General features: G+C 49.9%; 17 protein-coding genes. 14 read left to right on the top strand and 3 right to left on the bottom strand.

Annotated features, from left to right (window positions below; genetic code table 11):
• Positions 1–31: 31 nt before the first annotated feature.
• The 3 genes from tal (at position 32) to DES37_RS11255 (ending at position 3,210) form a co-directional block, all read left to right on the top strand.
• On the top strand, positions 32–985 hold the full coding sequence (tal, locus tag DES37_RS11270; RefSeq protein ID WP_110025840.1) for a transaldolase: 954 nt from the start codon (positions 32–34) through the stop codon (positions 983–985).
• A 200-nt stretch (positions 986–1,185) separates the two neighbouring features.
• On the top strand, positions 1,186–1,773 hold the full coding sequence (mog, locus tag DES37_RS11260) for a molybdopterin adenylyltransferase (RefSeq protein WP_036106355.1): 588 nt from the start codon (positions 1,186–1,188) through the stop codon (positions 1,771–1,773).
• 126 nt (positions 1,774–1,899) lie between these two features.
• Entirely contained in the window at positions 1,900–3,210 is a 1,311-nt protein-coding gene (locus DES37_RS11255) for an MFS transporter (RefSeq protein ID WP_110025839.1), read from the top strand.
• Positions 3,211–3,261: 51 nt separating this feature from the next.
• On the opposite strand, the gene satP is transcribed toward DES37_RS11255, so the two are convergent.
• Positions 3,262–3,834, bottom strand: a complete 573-nt coding sequence (satP, locus tag DES37_RS11250; RefSeq protein ID WP_036106349.1) for an acetate uptake transporter — start codon at positions 3,832–3,834, stop codon at positions 3,262–3,264.
• A 297-nt stretch (positions 3,835–4,131) separates the two neighbouring features.
• On the opposite strand from satP, the gene dnaK reads away from it, so the two are divergent.
• From dnaK to nhaR, 4 genes are all read left to right on the top strand, one after another.
• Positions 4,132–6,048, top strand: a complete 1,917-nt coding sequence (gene dnaK / locus DES37_RS11245; protein WP_110025838.1) for a molecular chaperone DnaK — start codon at positions 4,132–4,134, stop codon at positions 6,046–6,048.
• Positions 6,049–6,295: 247 nt separating this feature from the next.
• A complete protein-coding gene (gene dnaJ, locus DES37_RS11240; protein WP_036106343.1) occupies positions 6,296–7,441 on the top strand; it encodes a molecular chaperone DnaJ in 1,146 nt (381 codons plus the stop codon).
• 268 nt (positions 7,442–7,709) lie between these two features.
• Positions 7,710–8,879 (top strand): Na+/H+ antiporter NhaA, encoded by a 1,170-nt coding sequence (nhaA, locus tag DES37_RS11235; protein WP_110025837.1) that lies wholly within the window; start codon positions 7,710–7,712, stop codon positions 8,877–8,879.
• Positions 8,880–8,957: 78 nt separating this feature from the next.
• Positions 8,958–9,863 (top strand): transcriptional activator NhaR, encoded by a 906-nt coding sequence (gene nhaR, locus DES37_RS11230; protein WP_036106337.1) that lies wholly within the window; start codon positions 8,958–8,960, stop codon positions 9,861–9,863.
• 68 nt (positions 9,864–9,931) lie between these two features.
• On the opposite strand, the gene rpsT is transcribed toward nhaR, so the two are convergent.
• Positions 9,932–10,195 (bottom strand): 30S ribosomal protein S20, encoded by a 264-nt coding sequence (gene rpsT, locus DES37_RS11225; RefSeq protein ID WP_036106334.1) that lies wholly within the window; start codon positions 10,193–10,195, stop codon positions 9,932–9,934.
• Positions 10,196–10,524: 329 nt separating this feature from the next.
• Between rpsT and ribF the strand changes: the two genes are divergently transcribed.
• From ribF to dapB, 7 genes are all read left to right on the top strand, one after another.
• Entirely contained in the window at positions 10,525–11,460 is a 936-nt protein-coding gene (gene ribF / locus DES37_RS11210; RefSeq protein WP_036106331.1) for a bifunctional riboflavin kinase/FAD synthetase, read from the top strand.
• Between the two features lie 108 nt (positions 11,461–11,568).
• The gene (ileS, locus tag DES37_RS11205) at positions 11,569–14,418 is read left to right on the top strand and encodes an isoleucine--tRNA ligase (protein WP_110025835.1); all 2,850 of its coding nucleotides are present in this window, start codon (positions 11,569–11,571) and stop codon (positions 14,416–14,418) included.
• Positions 14,418–14,927 carry a signal peptidase II gene (gene lspA / locus DES37_RS11200; protein WP_036106325.1) on the top strand — a complete coding sequence of 170 codons (510 nt, stop codon included), beginning with the start codon at positions 14,418–14,420 and terminating at the stop codon, positions 14,925–14,927. The genes ileS and lspA overlap by 1 nt, the downstream gene beginning before the upstream one ends.
• Positions 14,924–15,394: an FKBP-type peptidyl-prolyl cis-trans isomerase gene (gene fkpB / locus DES37_RS11195; protein ID WP_036106322.1), complete on the top strand. Its 471-nt coding sequence runs from the start codon at positions 14,924–14,926 to the stop codon at positions 15,392–15,394. Before lspA ends, fkpB begins: the two co-directional genes overlap by 4 nt.
• Complete coding sequence (ispH, locus tag DES37_RS11190; protein WP_036106318.1) at positions 15,375–16,325, top strand: 4-hydroxy-3-methylbut-2-enyl diphosphate reductase; 951 nt, start codon at positions 15,375–15,377, stop codon at positions 16,323–16,325. The genes fkpB and ispH overlap by 20 nt, the downstream gene beginning before the upstream one ends.
• 81 nt (positions 16,326–16,406) lie before the next feature.
• Positions 16,407–17,324, top strand: a complete 918-nt coding sequence (gene rihC, locus DES37_RS11185) for a ribonucleoside hydrolase RihC (protein WP_110025834.1) — start codon at positions 16,407–16,409, stop codon at positions 17,322–17,324.
• Between the two features lie 178 nt (positions 17,325–17,502).
• Positions 17,503–18,324, top strand: a complete 822-nt coding sequence (dapB, locus tag DES37_RS11180; protein WP_110025949.1) for a 4-hydroxy-tetrahydrodipicolinate reductase — start codon at positions 17,503–17,505, stop codon at positions 18,322–18,324.
• A gap of 35 nt (positions 18,325–18,359) precedes the next feature.
• Here dapB and DES37_RS25635 read toward each other — a convergent pair whose 3' ends face one another.
• Entirely contained in the window at positions 18,360–18,521 is a 162-nt protein-coding gene (locus tag DES37_RS25635; RefSeq protein ID WP_170123760.1) for a hypothetical protein, read from the bottom strand.
• Between the last annotated feature and the right edge of the window lie 78 nt (positions 18,522–18,599).

Here is an 18,599-nt window from a genome sequence, read left to right as displayed (position 1 = left end):
CCTAACAAGCAGTTTTGATGAGTGAATAATCATGACGGATAAATTGACCTCCTTGCGTCAGCTGACTACGGTTGTTGCTGATACCGGAGACATCGCGGCAATGAAACTTTACCAGCCGCAGGATGCCACCACTAACCCATCTCTGATTCTTAATGCTGCGCAGATCCCGGAATACCGCAAGTTAATCGATGAAGCCGTAACCTGGGCTCGCGACCAAAGCAGTGACCGTGAACAGCAACTGGTTGATGCAACAGACAAACTGGCTGTAAACATTGGTCTGGAAATTCTTAAATTAATCCCTGGCCGCATTTCCACTGAAGTGGATGCCCGCCTGTCATACGATACCGAAGCCAGCATTGCTAAGGCAAAACGCCTGATTAAGCTGTATAACGATGCCGGTATCAGCAATGATCGTATTCTGATCAAGCTGGCCTCAACCTGGCAGGGTATTCGCGCGGCAGAACAACTGGAAAAAGAAGGTATCAACTGCAACCTGACGTTGCTGTTTTCTTTTGCCCAGGCTCGTGCCTGTGCTGAAGCTGGTGTGTATCTGATTTCTCCTTTCGTTGGCCGTATTCTTGACTGGTATAAAGCGAATACCGATAAAAAAGAGTACGCCGCAAGCGAAGACCCGGGCGTAGTTTCTGTTTCTGAAATTTACGAATATTACAAACAGCATGGCTATGAAACTGTCGTCATGGGTGCAAGCTTCCGTAATGTCGGCGAAATTCTGGAACTGGCTGGTTGTGACCGCCTGACGATTGCTCCGGCTTTATTGAAAGAACTCTCTGAAGCACAGGGTGCTGTTGAACGTAAACTGTCTTACACCGGCGAAGTGAAAGCGCGCCCGGAACGTATGACGGAATCTCAGTTCCTGTGGGAGCACAACCAGGATCCTATGGCTGTTGATAAACTGGCTGATGGTATCCGTAAGTTTGCTGTTGACCAGGGTAAACTGGAAAAAATGGTGGGCGATTTGCTGTAATTGCCCCAAATACGGCCGGTGTTCCGGCCGTATGATCTTCTCTGTCTCTGTCTCTGTCTCTGTCTCTGTCTCTGTCTCTGTCTCTGTCTCTGTCTCTGTCTCTGTCTCTGTCTCTTCTCGTCTTTCTTGCCTGCATTTTTGTCTGCGCTCTGCCTCACGGTGTATTATCAGAACATTACGTTTACTGACCGGAATTGATTATGAGCACACTCCGTATTGGCCTTGTTTCTGTTTCTGACCGCGCTTCCAGTGGTGTCTACCAGGATAAAGGTATCCCTGCACTGGAAAGCTGGCTTGCCAGCGCACTGACTACGCCGTTTACGTTCGAAACCCGACTGATTCCTGATGAGCAGGCAATAATTGAGCAAACGTTGTGTGAATTGGTTGATGAAATGGGGTGCCATTTGGTATTCACCACCGGGGGAACCGGCCCGGCACGCAGGGATGTCACTCCGGATGCAACTCTCGCTGTCGCTGACCGGCAAATGCCGGGGTTTGGGGAGCAGATGCGCCAGATTAGCCTGCATTATGTGCCTACTGCGATTTTGTCACGTCAGGTCGGTGTTATCCGTAAACAGGCTCTTATTCTTAACCTGCCCGGGCAGCCTAAATCCATTCAGGAAACACTGGAAGGGGTGAAATCAGCGGATGGAGCGGTTCTGATACCAGGTATCTTTGCAAGTGTACCGTATTGTGTACAGTTGATGGAGGGGCCTTATGTGGAAACCAACCCTGAGGTGGTAGCAGCTTTTCGTCCGAAAAGTGCTATTCGTAGTAGCGAATCCTGATTTTAGAGACTGTCTGGTATAAAAGCGATTTGTAGTGGGCGTTATGTATTTTTGACGATATAGTAAGTTTTACTTTACGTTTTTGGTAAATAAATCTTTCTCCCACCTATTTACAAATGGTTTTTTATGTCTGACGCGAACAGAGCCCTGAACCGGCAGGATTACAAAACGTTGACTCTGGCGGCCCTTGGGGGTGCGCTGGAGTTCTATGATTTCATCATCTTCGTCTTTTTTGCTGCTGTGGTAGGGGAGCTGTTTTTCCCGGCGGACATGCCTGACTGGCTGCGGCAAGTGCAAACATTTGGTATTTTTGCTGCCGGTTATCTGGCGCGCCCGTTAGGCGGCATTGTGATGGCGCACTTCGGCGATAAAGTTGGCCGCAAGAAGATGTTTACCCTGAGCATCTTACTCATGGCTCTGCCTACGCTCGCTATCGGCTTATTACCTACTTACAGCTCGTTGGGGGTGATGGCGCCATTGCTGTTGTTGCTGATGCGCGTACTGCAAGGGGCCGCGATTGGCGGTGAGGTTCCTGGTGCCTGGGTTTTTGTGGCAGAACATGTTCCTTCCAAACGTATTGGTATTGCCTGTGGGACACTGACCGCCGGGCTGACTGTGGGGATACTGTTGGGCTCGGTTGTCGCGACTATCATTAATACTGCATTTACCAAAGTTGCCATTCATGATGGGGCCTGGCGTATTCCTTTCTTTATTGGCGGGGGATTCGGCCTGGTCGCTATGTATTTACGCCGCTGGTTGCAGGAAACTCCGGTGTTTATTGAAATGCAGCGCCAAAAAGCACTGGCTGAAGAGTTGCCCCTGAAAGCGGTTGTGATACATCACAAGAAAGCAGTGGCTATTTCTATGCTGCTCACCTGGTTGTTATCTGCCGGTATTGTCGTGGTTATCTTGATGTCGCCAGTGTGGTTGCAAAAACAGCTGGGGCTGGCTCCCGCATTAACACTACAGGCAAATAGTGTGGCGACTGTGATGTTGTGTGTGGGATGCCTGGTTGCCGGGCTGGCGGCAGACCGCTTCGGTGCCAGCCGCACTTTTACTGTAGGTGGGATCCTGCTGGCAGTATCATCCTGGTGCTTCTACCACTTAACCGCTGTTATGCCTGAGTACCTGTTTGAGTTATACGGGCTGGCGGGTTTCAGCGTTGGTGTTGTGGGCGCGGTTCCTTTTGTGATGGTTCGGGCATTTCCGGCTGAAGTTCGGTTTACCGGTATTTCCTTTTCCTACAATGTTGCATACGCCATTTTTGGTGGCCTGACACCAGTACTTGTCACGGTCCTGATGAGCATATCGCCAATGGCACCTGCATGGTATGTACTGGCGTTGTCATTACTCGGGATTGGCATTGGGCTGGTGCTACGTAACGTGCTGGATGAGGCAAGTGTACATGAAACGGAAAAAGCGAGGACCACGGCCTGATAAAAAAAGTGGCACTCTTCCGTGCCACTTTAGCCATTCTTAACTGGTGAATCAGTGATGCGAGGATGCGCCGATTGGCAGAATGGTGCGGCCGAACTGCTCGTTCAGTACTTCGCCCATCGCCAGGTAAATAGCGCTTGCGCCACATACCAGGCCAATCCAGCCTGCGACATGCACAATACTTTCGTTATCAACCATATGCCCCAGGCATAGCAGCATAAACAGCACTGTCAGGCTCAGGAATACAAACTGTAATGCGCGTGCGCCTTTCAGTGTGCCGAAGAACATAAACAGGGTGAATACACCCCACAATCCCAAATAGACACCGAGGAAATGCGGGTTGGCTGCTTCAGCAACGCCGAAGTGAGGCAACATAAGAATTGCTACAAGGGTCAGCCAGAAACTGCCATAAGACGTGAAGGCAGTGAGCCCGAATGTATTGCCTTTCTTAAATTCCAGCAGCCCTGCGAAAATTTGCGCAATACCGCCGTAAAAAATGCCCATGGCAAGAATAATGCTATCCAGGGGATAAAACCCAATATTGTGCAGATTAAGCAGAATGGTCGTCATACCGAAGCCCATTAAGCCCAGTGGTGCGGGGTTAGCCAACGTAGTGTTGCCCATAATTCCTCTGAAAAAATAAAAAGACAAGTTTATGTGTTTAGCTCTTTCAAACCGATAAAGGCTGAAAGGGCGCGGCATCGTAATCAGCTTTTCAGGCGCAGTCCATGATCTGAAAAGGTAAGAATTAAAATTTTTTTTGTTTCCCCCCTTGATGGATGGCTGCACGCCCCCATCTTCTGGTTATCGAAAAGTTGTTGAATCTGAAAAAAAGACGACAAAAGCGGTTGAAACACTGTTTTTTGGCCGCATAACAGGTTCACAACCACATGAAGACGAATTTTTAGTGGAGACGTTTAGATGGGTAAAATTATTGGTATCGACCTGGGTACAACCAACTCTTGTGTAGCGATTATGGACGGCACCCAGGCACGTGTTCTGGAAAACGCTGAAGGTGATCGTACTACGCCTTCAATCATTGCTTATACTCAGGATGGTGAAACCCTGGTTGGTCAGCCGGCTAAACGTCAGGCAGTGACTAACCCGCAAAACACCCTGTTTGCGATTAAACGCCTGATTGGCCGCCGCTTCCAGGATGAAGAAGTTCAGCGCGATGTGGCTATTATGCCGTACAAAATCCTGGCTGCTGATAATGGCGATGCCTGGCTGGACGTGAAAGGCCAGAAAGTGGCTCCGCCGCAGATTTCTGCTGAAGTTTTGAAAAAAATGAAAAAGACAGCAGAAGACTACCTGGGTGAGCCAGTAACTGAAGCTGTTATCACTGTTCCTGCATACTTCAACGATGCTCAGCGCCAGGCAACCAAAGATGCTGGCCGTATCGCAGGCCTGGAAGTAAAACGTATTATCAACGAACCTACTGCCGCAGCGCTGGCTTACGGTCTGGATAAAGAAACCGGTAACCGTACTATCGCTGTGTATGACCTGGGTGGCGGTACTTTCGATATCTCTATCATCGAAATTGATGAAGTTGATGGCGAAAAAACCTTCGAAGTTCTGGCAACCAATGGTGATACTCACCTGGGTGGTGAAGACTTCGACAGCCGTCTTATCAACTATCTGGTTGACGAATTCAAGAAAGACCAGGGCATTGACCTGCGTAACGACCCACTGGCAATGCAACGTCTGAAAGAAGCGGCAGAAAAAGCGAAAATTGAGCTGTCTTCTGCACAGCAAACTGATGTGAACCTGCCGTATATCACTGCAGATGCCACTGGCCCGAAACACATGAATATTAAAGTGACTCGCGCCAAACTGGAATCTCTGGTTGAAGACCTGGTTTCACGTTCAATTGAGCCGCTGAAAGTTGCACTGCAGGATGCCGGTTTGTCTGTATCCGAAGTCAACGACGTTATCCTGGTTGGTGGTCAGACTCGTATGCCAATGGTTCAGAAAAAAGTTTCTGAATTCTTTGGTAAAGAGCCACGTAAAGATGTGAACCCGGATGAAGCAGTTGCTATTGGTGCCGCGGTTCAGGGTGGTGTTCTGACTGGTGATGTTAAAGACGTTCTGCTGCTGGATGTTACACCGCTGTCCCTGGGTATCGAAACCATGGGTGGTGTGATGACTGCGCTTATCACTAAAAACACCACTATCCCGACGAAACACAGCCAGGTGTTCTCTACCGCAGAAGATAACCAGTCTGCAGTGACCATCCATGTTCTGCAGGGTGAACGTAAACGTGCGGGTGATAACAAATCACTGGGTCAGTTTAACCTGGATGGTATTAACCCGGCGCCGCGCGGTATGCCACAAATCGAAGTTACTTTTGATATCGATGCTGATGGCATTCTGCACGTTTCTGCGAAAGACAAAAACACGGGTCGTGAGCAGCAGATCACTATCAAAGCCTCTTCTGGTTTGAATGAAGATGAAATCCAGAAAATGGTACGTGAAGCTGAAGCTAACGCTGAATCTGACCGTAAGTTTGAAGAACTGGTTCAGACCCGTAACCAGGGTGACCACTTGCTGCACAGCACTCGCAAACAAGTGGAAGAAGCAGGCGACAAACTGCCGGCAGAAGATAAAACTGCAATCGAAGCCGCACTGGGCGACCTGGATAAGGCGCTGAAAGGTGAAGATAAAGCTGAGATCGAAGCAAAAATGCAGGCGCTGGCTCAGGTTTCTGCAAAACTGATGGAAATCGCTCAGCAGCAGCATGCTCAGCAGCAGGCGGATACGGGTTCAGCAGATAACAATGCTGCACAAGACGACGACGTTGTCGATGCAGAGTTTGAAGAAGTTAAAGATAAAAAATAATCGCCCTGATTGCGGGCGCGGTCATACAAGCGTTTATGATCGGTAACCAGCACGGGCGTAGAGGCAACTCCACGCCCGTGTACGTATGTCAGGCGACTTAATTCTGCAGTTTATTTCCATATTCAGATTAGGTATGAGCCGTTCCCGGCAATGTTTTCTGGCTGCCTGCTCACTGGGTAGTGAGGCATTTGCCTGATGTAGCGATAACTGTAGTGCCTGTGGAACAGGCTCTAAGGGCAGACACACAATGGCGAAGAAAGACTATTACGAGGTTTTGGGCGTTCCGAAAACAGCGGAAGAGCGTGAAATCAAAAAGGCTTACAAGCGCCTGGCAATGAAATATCACCCTGACCGTAATCAGGGCGATAAAGACGCCGAAGCAAAATTTAAAGAAGTAAAAGAAGCTTACGAAATCCTCACCGACGCACAGAAACGTGCCGCATATGACCAGTATGGCCATGCTGCTTTTGAGCAGGGCGGCATGGGTGGCGGTGGTTACGGTGGCGGCGGCTTCGGCGGCGGCGGTGCTGATTTCAGCGACATCTTTGGTGATGTATTCGGCGATATCTTTGGCGGTGGCCGCAGAACGCGGGCTGCTCGTGGCGCTGACTTGCGTTACAACATGGAATTAACGCTGGAAGAAGCTGTCCGTGGCGTGACAAAAGAAATCCGCATTCCAACGCTGGAAGAGTGTGAAGTTTGCCATGGTAGTGGTGCAAAACCTGGCTCTACTCCGCAAACCTGCCCAACTTGTCATGGCTCAGGCCAGGTTCAAATGCGTCAGGGCTTTTTCACTGTGCAGCAAACCTGTCCGCATTGCCAGGGGCGTGGGTCGATTATCAAAGATCCCTGCAACAGTTGCCATGGCCATGGCCGTGTCGAAAAGAGCAAAACCTTGTCTGTTAAAATTCCGGCAGGGGTGGACACCGGCGACAGAATCCGTCTGTCGGGCGAAGGTGAAGCTGGGGAGCATGGCGCACCAGCCGGGGACCTGTATGTTCAGGTTCAGGTTAAACAGCACCCAATCTTCGAACGTGAAGGCAACAACCTGTATTGTGAAGTCCCGATTAATTTTGCGATGGCTGCACTGGGGGGCGAAATCGAAGTGCCAACCCTGGATGGCCGGGTGAAATTAAAAGTACCAGGGGAAACACAGACTGGTAAGCTCTTCCGGATGCGCGGTAAAGGTGTGAAATCTGTGCGTGGTGGCGCTCAGGGTGATTTGTTGTGCCGGGTGGTAGTTGAAACGCCAGTTGGGCTCAATGATCGCCAGAAACAGCTACTGCAGGAACTGCAGGAAAGCTTTGGCGGCCCGACCGGAGAAAAAAATAGCCCTCGTTCCAAAAGCTTTTTCGATGGCGTAAAAAAATTCTTTGATGACTTAACTCGCTAATTGTCATAATAAATTTGATGCAGGTCATCTGATAAAGCCCGAGTCAGTTTACACTGATTCGGGTTTTTCTTTTTTGTATTTCGTACCACACTGAATATGGCACAGAAGTAAACAATACGAGAAATACAGCCTCATTTCTGCTAATTAATCGTAAAAACCGAAGTTACTACCTTATATAACCTACTTTTTACGATGAGTTTCTCCCGCTATTCTTATTAACAGTTCCATTAAACCGAAATGTATAACAGTGAATGTTAGGTTGTAATTCATGACGAAACTCATAAAACGATTTTTTAGTAGTGATGCGTCTGGGGGGGTGATTCTCATCATCGCGGCGGCTCTGGCCATGTTAATGGCTAACCTGGGCGCAACCAGCCAGGCCTATCAGTCTTTCCTGTCTATGCCTGTGGAATTCCGGTTTGGCTTACTGGAGATCAATAAGAACCTGCTGTTGTGGGTGAATGATTTCCTGATGGCTATCTTCTTCCTGGTCATAGGGCTGGAAGTGAAGCGCGAAATGATGGTGGGGTCGTTGGCGAGCCTGCGCCAGTCTTCTTTCCCGGCTATTGCCGCAGTGGGCGGTATGGTAGTACCTGCGTTGGTGTATCTGTTATTTAACGGTGCAGACCCGGTGACCCGTGAAGGCTGGGCGATTCCTGCTGCAACGGATATTGCTTTCGCCCTGGGAATTTTGGCATTACTGGGTAACCGTGTACCGACATCATTAAAAATATTTTTGATGGCGTTAGCTATCATTGATGATCTGGGTGCAATCATTATTATCGCGCTGTTTTATACCAGTGACCTTTCTGTGATGTCGTTACTGGTGGCTGCAGCAGCGGTTGCAGTGTTAGTGGTAATGAACCTGCTCAATGTACGGCGCACCGGGATTTATATTCTGGTGGGGGCTGTGTTGTGGGGCGCGGTACTGAAGTCGGGGGTTCATGCTACCCTTGCCGGGGTGATTGTCGGCTTCCTTATCCCATTGAAAGAAAAAGATGGGCACTCGCCAGCTCGTGAACTTGAGCATGTGTTGCACCCGTGGGTGGCTTATTTGATTTTGCCCTTGTTTGCCTTTGCCAACGCAGGTGTGTCGTTAGCCGGTGTGGACGTAAACGGTATGTTCTCCGTTCTGCCACTTGGCATTATTGCTGGCTTGTTCATTGGTAAACCCGTAGGTATTGCACTGTTCAGTTGGCTGGCCATTAAACTGAAGCTTGCGACTTTGCCAGAAGGCACAACGGGTAAGGATATTCTGGCAATTGGTGTGCTGTGCGGAATTGGTTTCACCATGTCAATTTTTATCGCTTCACTGGCCTTTGGCGACCTGGATCCAATGCTTATCAATCTTGCTAAACTCGGGATTCTGGTTGGGTCTGTTATTGCAGCAATCACCGGATATGCCTTGCTACGTGCCAGGAGTGCCACACGTACCTGACGTATCATTTTTTAAGTGAGCAATGCCCACTGCCGCCAGGAGGTGGCAGTGGTGTAATCATTATCAGGGAGTGACAAAATGTCTCATGTAAACTTTAACCATTTGTATTATTTCTGGCATGTCTACAAGGAAGGATCTGTTGTAGGTGCTGCAGAGGCGTTGTATTTAACGCCGCAAACCATAACCGGGCAAATCAAAGCGCTGGAGGAACGTTTACAAGGAAAGTTATTCAAGCGAAAAGGGCGCGGCCTGGAACCCAGTGAACTGGGTGAACTGGTATTCCGTTACGCGGACCGCATGTTCACGTTAAGCCAGGAAATGCTGGATATCATCAATTACCGCAAAGAATCACATCTGTTGTTTGATGTTGGGGTGGCAGATGCATTGTCCAAGCGCCTGGTTAGTGGGGTTCTGGATGCTGTTGTGGTAGAGGATGAGCAAATTCATTTACGTTGCTTTGAATCCACCCATGAAATGCTACTGGAACAACTTGGTCAGCATAAGCTGGATATGATTATTTCTGATTGCCCCATTGATTCAACCCAGCAAGAAGGGTTGTTCTCCGTCAAAATCGGCGAATGCAGTGTCAGCTTTTGGGGGCAACATCCGTTACCTCGTCAGGCTTTTCCTGCCTGCCTGGAGGAGCGGAAACTGTTAATACCCGGTCGGCGTTCTATGTTGGGGCGGCAAATCCTTAACTGGATTAATTCGCAGGGACTGAAGGTAGAAATTCTTGGTGAGTTCGACGATGCGGCACTAATGAAAGCTTTTGGTGCGGCACACAATGCGATTTTTGTGGCTCCGACACTATATGGCCAGGATTTTTATCAGGACGAAAATATTACCGAGATAGGGCGTATCGACAACGTGATGGAAGAGTACCATGCCATTTTTGCTGAACGTATGATTCAGCATCCGGCAGTACAGCGTATCTGTAACCGTGATTACAGCGCCTTGTTTCGCTTGCCCGAAAAAGTGACCTGAAGTTTTATGTCAGGGCAATAAAAAAACCGGCTTGCGCCGGTTTTTTTATAAAGCAACAACAAACAGGATTAAGCCAGTTTGTTGATCTGCGCAGTCAAGTTAGCTTTATGACGCGCTGCTTTGTTTTTGTGGATCAGACCTTTGCTGGCCTGACGATCCACGATCGGTTGCATTTCGTTAAATGCTTTCTGTGCAGCTTCTTTGTCGCCAGCTGCAATCGCCGCGTATACCTTTTTAACAAAGGTGCGCATCATAGAGCGACGGCTTGCATTGTGCTTGCGGCGCTTCTCAGATTGTACGGCGCGTTTCTTAGCTGATTTGATATTAGCCAAGGTCCAACTCCCAAATATAATCTATGTGGACGATTCAAAGGCCGAGGAATATGCCCTCTTAGCCTTCTTTTGTCAATGGATTTGTGCAAATAAGCGCCGTTAATGAAGCGGCACCTGTTACCTGATTGTGGCGCAAGATTCTATCAGTTTGCGTGCTGCGAATATAGTCCTGCAGTGAGAAAATTGTACTCTGTAAGGTGCTTTTTACACAAAAAGAGCGGGCTTAAGCCTGAAGGCGGGCAGTTTATCGCTTACCAGCATCAATCGCGGGTTAACCTTAACCGCTGTACAAGGTATAATCCGCCAATTTCCACAGTTTTGAGCCAGTCATGAAGCTGATACGCGGCATACATAATCTCAGTCAGATACCTCGCGGATGTGTGTTAACCATCGGAAATTTCGATGGTGTTCATCGTGGTCACCAGGCTTTACTGCAAGGGTTGTGTGCGGAAGGGGCAAAACGTCAACTCCCGGTTGTCGTGATGATCTTTGAACCGCAGCCGCTTGAGTTATTTGCCGGTGAAAGTGCGCCTGCGCGGTTAACGCGTTTGCGTGAAAAATTACGCTATCTGGCTGACAGCGCAGTGGATTATGTCCTGTGTGTCCGCTTTGACAGGCGTTTTGCCGCCCTGACAGCGCAGCAATTTATCGCTGATTTGCTGGTTGACCGCCTCGGTGTCAAATTACTGGCGGTAGGTGATGATTTCCGCTTTGGTGCTGGTCGCCAGGGCGATTTCCTGTTATTACAGCAGGCAGGTAAAGAGTACGGGTTTGATGTTACCAGTGCGCAAACCTATTGCCATGACGGGCTGCGCATCAGCAGCACTTCCGTGCGCCAGGCTTTAAAAGAAGATGACCTTGCCCGGGCAGAAAACCTGCTGGGGCATCCATTCGTTATTTCCGGGCGCGTTGTACATGGCGATGAATTGGGCAGAACCATTGGTTTTCCCACGGCTAATTTACCATTGCGCCGCCAGGTGTCACCGGTTAAAGGTGTGTTTGCTGTAGAAGTCAATGGGTTAGGAGACTCTCCGGTTCCTGGTGTGGCCAACATTGGTACACGTCCCACGGTTTCAGGTGTGCGTCAGCAGTTGGAAGTACACCTGCTGGATACCAATATGAATTTGTACGGGCGCCATATTGATGTGGTGTTGCGCCATAAAATTCGCAATGAACAGCGGTTTGCATCACTTGACGCACTGAAAGCGCAAATCGCAAAAGATGAAAGTACGGCCCGGGTATTGTTAGGGCTGAATGTTGAATAACAGGGGCGCGTATGACAGACGCGAGGCCCCGGTGGCGGTGAGTTTCTAAGCACCGGCGTAATCCCAGAGCGGGTTATTAATCAAACCGAAGACGGAATAGAAAATCTAATGAGTGACTATAAATCTACCCTGAATTTGCCGGAAACAGGGTTCCCGATGCGCGGTGATCTTGCAAAACGCGAACCGGGCATGCTGGCGCGTTGGACTGATGACGGTCTGTATGGCCTCATCCGTGATGCGAAAAAAGGCAAAAAAACGTTCATTTTGCATGATGGCCCTCCATATGCGAACGGTAGCATTCATATTGGTCACGCAGTTAACAAAATTCTCAAAGATATTATTATTAAATCCAAAGGGTTATCTGGTTATGATTCCCCTTATGTTCCGGGCTGGGACTGCCACGGTCTGCCTATCGAATTAAAAGTTGAACAACTGGTTGGCAAACCGGGTGAAAAAGTGTCTGCTGGCGAGTTCCGTGCTGAGTGCCGTAAGTATGCCACTGAGCAGGTTAACGGCCAGCGTGAGGACTTTATTCGTCTGGGCGTGCTGGGTGACTGGCAACATCCTTACCTGACGATGAACTATGGCACTGAAGCCAATATCATTCGGGCTCTGGGTAAAATTATTGGCAATGGTCATTTGCTCAAAGGCGCCAAGCCAGTGCACTGGTGCGTGGATTGCCGCTCAGCACTGGCTGAAGCCGAAGTTGAGTATTACGACAAAACTTCTCCATCTATCGATGTTGCGTTTAACGCCGTCGATACCGATGCCGTTAAAGCAGCTTTCTCTGTTGCGCAAGTGACAGGCCCTGTCGCACTGGTTATCTGGACAACCACTCCGTGGACTTTACCGGCTAACCGGGCAATTTCTTTGCACCCTGAATTTGAGTATGCACTGGTGCAAACCGAAGACCGGGCAATGATTCTGGCAACCGAGCTGGTTGACAGTGTCATGAAGCGTGCGGGTATTACTGAATGGCGCGTGTTGGGGACTGCTAAAGGTGCCGCACTGGAGCTGCTGCGCTTTACTCATCCGTTTATGGGGTTTGATGTACCCGCCATTATGGGTGAGCACGTCACTCTGGATGCCGGTACTGGTGCCGTTCACACCGCGGGTGGCCATGGCCCGGACGACTATGTCATCAGCCAGAAATATGGTCTGGAAATCGCCAACCCGGTTGGGCCGGATGGTTGCTATCTGCCGGGTACTTATCCGGGGCTGGATGGCGTGCAGGTATTTAAGGCCAATGACCTGGTGGTTAATCTGCTGCGTGATAAAGGCGCATTGCTGCATGTTGAGAAAATGCTGCACAGCTACCCGCATTGCTGGCGCCATAAAACACCGATTATTTTCCGTGCAACACCGCAGTGGTTTATCAGCATGGATAAACAAGGGCTGCGTATTAAATCCCTGAAAGAAATCGACCGTATCGAGCAGGAAGGGCTGGAAAAAGAGCACCTGAGCGGTTGGGTTCCGGCATGGGGTAAAGCACGTATTGAATCAATGGTTGCGAACCGCCCGGACTGGTGTATTTCCCGCCAGCGTACCTGGGGTGTTCCAATGGCCTTGTTCGTACATAAACACACAGAAGAGCTGCACCCGCGCACTGAAGAGCTGATTGAAGCGGTTGCTCAGCGCGTTGAAAAAGGTGGTATTCAGGCCTGGTGGGATCTGGACCCGCGCGACATCATGGGTGATGAAGCCGATGACTATGTCAAAGTGCCGGATACCCTGGATGTGTGGTTCGATTCCGGATCAACCAGTTACTCCGTCGTTGATGCCCGCCCTGAGTTTGGCGGCCACAGCGCTGATATGTACCTGGAAGGTTCCGACCAGCATCGTGGCTGGTTTATGTCTTCCATGATGATTGGCGTGGCAATGAAAGGCAAAGCGCCTTACCGCCAGGTGCTAACCCACGGGTTCACCGTAGATGGACAAGGGCGCAAAATGTCCAAATCCATCGGCAACACTGTCAGCCCTCAGGACGTCATGAATAAACTGGGTGCAGATATTCTTCGCCTGTGGGTGGCTTCTACGGATTACACCGGCGAGATGGCGGTTTCTGACGAGATTCTCAAACGTGCCGCTGACGCATATCGCCGTATTCGTAACACTGCGCGCTTCTTGCTGGCAAACCTGAACGGGTTTGATCCGGCGAAAGATATGGTTCAGCCTGAAGATATGGTGGTGCTGGATCGTTGGGCGGTAGGTTGTGCCCAGGCGGCACAGGCTGACATCATCGCAGCGTATGAATCCTATGACTTCCATGAAGTGGTACAGCGCCTGATGCGTTTCTGCTCCATCGAAATGGGTTCTTTCTACCTGGATATTATTAAGGACCGTCAGTACACGGCTAAACCTGACAGCGTGGCGCGCCGTAGCTGCCAGACTGCGCTTTACCATATTGCTCAGGCTCTGGTTCGCTGGATGGCACCAATCCTCTCTTTCACCGCGGATGAGGTCTGGGGTTATTTGCCTGGCGAGCACGAGAAATATGTGTTTACTGGCGAATGGTATCAGGGGCTGTTTGGGCTTGCCGAAAACGAGCCGATGAATGATGCCTTCTGGGATACCCTGCTGAAAGTTCGTGGTGAAGTGAACAAAGTTATTGAGCAGGCGCGTGCCGAAAAACGGGTTGGCGGTTCTCTGGAGGCGGCTGTAACGCTGTACTCTGACAGCGAACTGGCAGGCAAACTGACAAGCCTGGGCGATGAATTACGATTCGTCCTGTTGACCTCTGGTGCCCAGGTTGCCGATTATGCAGCAGCAACAGAAGATGCTCAGCAGAGTGAACTGCTTAAAGGGCTGAAAGTTGCGCTCCACAAAGCTGATGGTGATAAGTGCCCGCGTTGCTGGCATTACACGTCAGATGTGGGCAAGGTGGCGGAACACGCAGAGCTCTGCGGCCGCTGTGTCAGCAACGTCGCCGGTGACGGCGAGCAACGTAAGTTTGCCTGATGAGTAAACAGTTATGTTCAACAGGTCTGCGCTGGCTTTGGCTGGCGCTCCTGCTTTTAGTGGTGGATCTGGGCTTTAAACAGTGGATCATGGATAACTTCCAGTTGTTTGAAACTCGCCCATTAATTCCTTTTTTAAACCTGCATTATGCACATAATCCTGGGGCGGCATTCAGCTTCCTGGCGGATAAAGGCGGCTGGCAACGTTGGTTTTTTGCCGGTATTGCGATTGGTATTTGTGTGGTTCTGGCGGTACTTATGTATCGCGCTAAGGCCTCACAGAAACTGACTAATATTGCCTATGCATTAATTATTGGCGGGGCGCTGGGTAATTTGTTCGATCGTGTCTGGCACGGGTTTGTGGTTGATATGATCGACTTCTATGTTGGCGACTGGCATTTTGCCACCTTTAATATTGCGGATGCCGGTATTTGTATTGGTGCTGCGCTCATTGTACTGGAAGGTTTCTTCGTACAAGGGAAAAACGCGAATCAAAAGGAAAGCTCATGACTGATGTTGTTCAACATGACAGCGCTGTTCTGGTGCATTTTACGCTGACTCTGGAAGATGGCTCCCTGGCTGAGTCAACCAAAGACGGCGGCAAACCTGCGTTATTCCGCCTGGGTGACGGCTCCTTATCTGCCGCGCTGGAAGAACAACTTCTTGGGCTGGCTGTTGGGGATAACAAGGCCTTTTCTCTGGCACCAGAAGCCGGGTTTGGCCCGGCTAATCCTGACTTGATCCAGTATTTTTCCCGGCGGGAGTTTGTTGATGCCGGTGAGCCGGAAGTTGGGATGATTATCGCCTTTACTGGTATGGACGGAAATGAAATGCCGGGCATCATTCGTGAAGTGAATGGGGACTCCGTGACGGTGGATTTCAATCATCCTCTGGCTGGCCAAACCGTTAATTTTACGATTGATGTATTAGCGATTAATCCTCAACAGGAGGCTATGAATGCGGATTCTGTTGGCTAATCCTCGTGGTTTTTGTGCCGGGGTTGACCGTGCGATCAGCATTGTTGAAAACGCGCTGGAAATCTATGGCGCGCCAATCTATGTGCGCCACGAAGTGGTGCACAACCGCTATGTTGTTGACAGCCTGCGTGAGCGCGGTGCTGTGTTTATCGAGCAAATCAGTGAAGTGCCCGATGGCTCAATTTTAATATTTTCCGCTCATGGTGTTTCTCAGGCGGTAAGAAATGAAGCCAAAAGCCGTGAACTGACAGTATTTGATGCCACCTGCCCGCTGGTTACCAAAGTGCATATGGAAGTTGCCCGGGCCAGCCGTCGTGGGGAAGAAGCGATTCTTATCGGCCATGCCGGGCATCCTGAAGTTGAAGGGACAATGGGCCAGTACAGCAACCCACAAGGTGGCATGTATTTGGTTGAGTCTCCCGAAGACGTTCTGGCACTGGAAGTAAAAGCGCCAGAAAGGCTCTCCTTTATGACGCAAACGACGTTGTCTGTTGACGATACGTCGGATGTAATTGACGCACTGCGTATTCGGTTTCCGCAAATTGTTGGCCCGCGTAAAGACGATATTTGTTACGCAACGACCAACCGTCAGGAGGCTGTTCGCTCGCTCGCGCTGGAGGCCGATGTTGTTCTGGTTGTCGGCTCCAAAAACTCATCAAATTCTAACCGCCTTGCTGAACTGGCCCGGCGTATGGGGAAACAGGCTTATCTGATTGATGACGCGGGAGACATCCAGGAAGCCTGGGTCAGGGGAATGGCCTGCATTGGGGTAACGGCGGGTGCTTCAGCGCCGGATGTTCTGGTGCAAAATGTTCTTCAACGCCTGAAGTCGTTGGGTGGGGAAGAGGCTGTCGAACTGACGGGTCGTGAAGAAAATATTGTCTTTGAAGTTCCCAAAGAATTGCGGCTGGATGTGCGTGAAGTGAAATAACGCTGCGGTTGCCAGGATTTGCAGAATGCCAGATGATGTTAATCATCTGGCATTTTTTATACACCCTGCAAAGGAGCTGGTATGCAAACCATTCCGGTTATTCTGGATACAGACCCGGGAATTGACGACGCGGTCGCACTGGCTGCTGCTATCTTTAGCCCACAAATTGATCTCAAACTGATTACCACAGTGGCAGGCAATGTTGGTGTGGCGCAAACCACCCGTAATGCCCTGCAACTCCTGGAGTTTTGGGAGGAAGACATTCCTGTTGCTCAGGGAGCTATTCGCCCATTGTGCCGCCCACCGGCCGACGCTGCCCATATCCATGGGGAAAGTGGTATGGATGGCTATACTTTTGCTCCTCCCCGCCAGTCCCCTTTAATCCGCCCGGCTTTTATGGCGATGGCTGAATGCCTGCAGGAAAGCTCGCGTCCAGTCACTCTGGTGACCATTGGGCCACTGACCAATGTCGCGTTATTGCTGGCGCATTATCCGGATTGCAAAACCAATATTTCACGTATTGTCATGATGGGGGGCTCTGCCGGGCGCGGCAACTTCACTCCGAATGCTGAGTTCAATATTGCTATCGACCCGGAAGCAGCCGCCCAGGTTATGGAAAGCGGTATTGAAATTGTGATGTGTGGCCTGGATGTCACCAACCGGGCGGTGCTCACGCCGGACTATATGGCACGGCTGAAAACACAAAGTAAAACCGGGGAAATGCTGTACTCACTGTTCAGCCATTACCGCAGCGGCAGCCTTGCTACCGGGTTGAGGATGCATGACTTGTGTGCCATCGCCTGGCTTGTTCATCCTGATCTGTTTCAACTGGTTGATTGCTACGTTGGCGTAGAAACACAAGGTACGCTTACCGCCGGAGCAACCGTGGTTGATTTAGAAAACCGTTTTAACCGGCCAGCCAATGTACGGGTTGCAATGGACATTGACGTGGAGGGGTTCCGGCACTGGGTTGAAGAAGCACTGGCGCGGGCACCTTAATTCACGGGCCAGAATACCAGTGCTGGTTAACCATTTTTTTAGTGTGGGAATAATGGCTTTTACTGATATTCCGGCGCGTTTGTCATAAATTTCTAATTATAGGTGTTTTCGGCTGGCGGCCTGCAGGCAGGCTGGTTAACCTGAGAACGTTTTTATGCATTTCAACAAGAGCCTCAATATGGAAGAAGTACAAATTCGCGTCGCAATCGTGGGCGCCGGTGGCCGTATGGGCCGCCAGTTAATCCAGGCGGTTCAGCAAATTAGCGGTGTGGTGCTGGGTGCTGCTCTGGAACGTAGTGGGTCTTCCCTGGCAGGCAGTGATGCGGGGGAACTGGCGGGTGTCGGGCATTCCGGTATCACCGTTCAAGACTCACTGGACAGTATTGCAAATGACTTTGACGTGCTGATCGATTTTACCCGTCCGGAAGGCACGCTGGAACATTTGGCATTTTGCCGTGCTCACGGCAAAGGCATGGTGATAGGCACCACTGGCTTTGATGATGCAGGGAAACAGGCCATTAAAGACGCCAGTGCATCTATCCCTATTGTTTTCGCAGCCAATTTTAGTGTTGGTGTGAATGTGATGCTGAAATTGCTGGAAAAGGCCGCAACAGTGATGGGTGATTACACCGACATCGAGATTGTTGAAGCCCACCACCGCCATAAAGTCGATGCCCCTTCCGGTACCGCACTGGCAATGGGGGAATCAATTGCCAGTGCTTTGGGGAAAGACCTGAAGGATTGTGCCGTGTACAGCCGGGAAGGCTATACCGGTGAACGTGTTGCCGGAACTATTGGCTTTGCCACAGTGCGGGCAGGGGATATCGTTGGGGAACATACTGCGATGTTTGCTGATATTGGCGAGCGCCTTGAGGTTACCCATAAAGCATCCAGCCGTATGACATTTGCTAATGGAGCTGTTCGTTCTTCATTGTGGCTTAAAGGCAAGGAAAATGGCCTTTATGATATGCGTGATGTGCTGAATTTAAATGATTTGTAGTTTTATTACCCAATCGTGATGTGGTTATTGCAATCTTAACTTTTTGATTGGCAGGGCAATATTTTTGTTGCCCTTTTTATTTTTTGTCTTTTCAGGCTTTTGGTTTGTGTTTTATTTTGTAAGTGCTTAAACACCAGCTTATCTTCATTTTTTTCTCTTTCTGTTGATAAATTTGACCATATGGTCCACTTTTTCATGATGTGCTTTCATTTTTCATAGTTAAATCTGATAATTTGGGTTTTTTACGTCAGTTTTATTGCTTGTTTTGGGCTGAA

It is taken from the genome of Mangrovibacter plantisponsor (assembly GCF_003182475.1).
GTDB classification, from domain to species: domain Bacteria; phylum Pseudomonadota; class Gammaproteobacteria; order Enterobacterales; family Enterobacteriaceae; genus Mangrovibacter; species Mangrovibacter plantisponsor.
Note: the sequence above shows the minus strand (reverse complement) of the source record. Positions and strands in the feature narration are given on the sequence as shown.

Excerpts from the sequence above, each read along its gene's own strand:
- tal (WP_110025840.1), top strand. The coding sequence starts at position 32 with ATGACGGATAAATTGACCTCCTTGCGTCAGCTGACTACGGTTGTTGCT.
- mog (WP_036106355.1), top strand. The coding sequence starts at position 1,186 with ATGAGCACACTCCGTATTGGCCTTGTTTCTGTTTCTGACCGCGCTTCC.
- DES37_RS11255 (WP_110025839.1), top strand. The coding sequence starts at position 1,900 with ATGTCTGACGCGAACAGAGCCCTGAACCGGCAGGATTACAAAACGTTG.
- satP (WP_036106349.1), bottom strand. The coding sequence starts at position 3,834 with ATGGGCAACACTACGTTGGCTAACCCCGCACCACTGGGCTTAATGGGC.
- dnaK (WP_110025838.1), top strand. The coding sequence starts at position 4,132 with ATGGGTAAAATTATTGGTATCGACCTGGGTACAACCAACTCTTGTGTA.
- dnaJ (WP_036106343.1), top strand. The coding sequence starts at position 6,296 with ATGGCGAAGAAAGACTATTACGAGGTTTTGGGCGTTCCGAAAACAGCG.
- nhaA (WP_110025837.1), top strand. The coding sequence starts at position 7,710 with ATGACGAAACTCATAAAACGATTTTTTAGTAGTGATGCGTCTGGGGGG.
- nhaR (WP_036106337.1), top strand. The coding sequence starts at position 8,958 with ATGTCTCATGTAAACTTTAACCATTTGTATTATTTCTGGCATGTCTAC.
- ribF (WP_036106331.1), top strand. The coding sequence starts at position 10,525 with ATGAAGCTGATACGCGGCATACATAATCTCAGTCAGATACCTCGCGGA.
- ileS (WP_110025835.1), top strand. The coding sequence starts at position 11,569 with ATGAGTGACTATAAATCTACCCTGAATTTGCCGGAAACAGGGTTCCCG.
- lspA (WP_036106325.1), top strand. The coding sequence starts at position 14,418 with ATGAGTAAACAGTTATGTTCAACAGGTCTGCGCTGGCTTTGGCTGGCG.
- fkpB (WP_036106322.1), top strand. The coding sequence starts at position 14,924 with ATGACTGATGTTGTTCAACATGACAGCGCTGTTCTGGTGCATTTTACG.
- ispH (WP_036106318.1), top strand. The coding sequence starts at position 15,375 with ATGCGGATTCTGTTGGCTAATCCTCGTGGTTTTTGTGCCGGGGTTGAC.
- rihC (WP_110025834.1), top strand. The coding sequence starts at position 16,407 with ATGCAAACCATTCCGGTTATTCTGGATACAGACCCGGGAATTGACGAC.
- dapB (WP_110025949.1), top strand. The coding sequence starts at position 17,503 with ATGGAAGAAGTACAAATTCGCGTCGCAATCGTGGGCGCCGGTGGCCGT.
- DES37_RS25635 (WP_170123760.1), bottom strand. The coding sequence starts at position 18,521 with ATGAAAAAGTGGACCATATGGTCAAATTTATCAACAGAAAGAGAAAAA.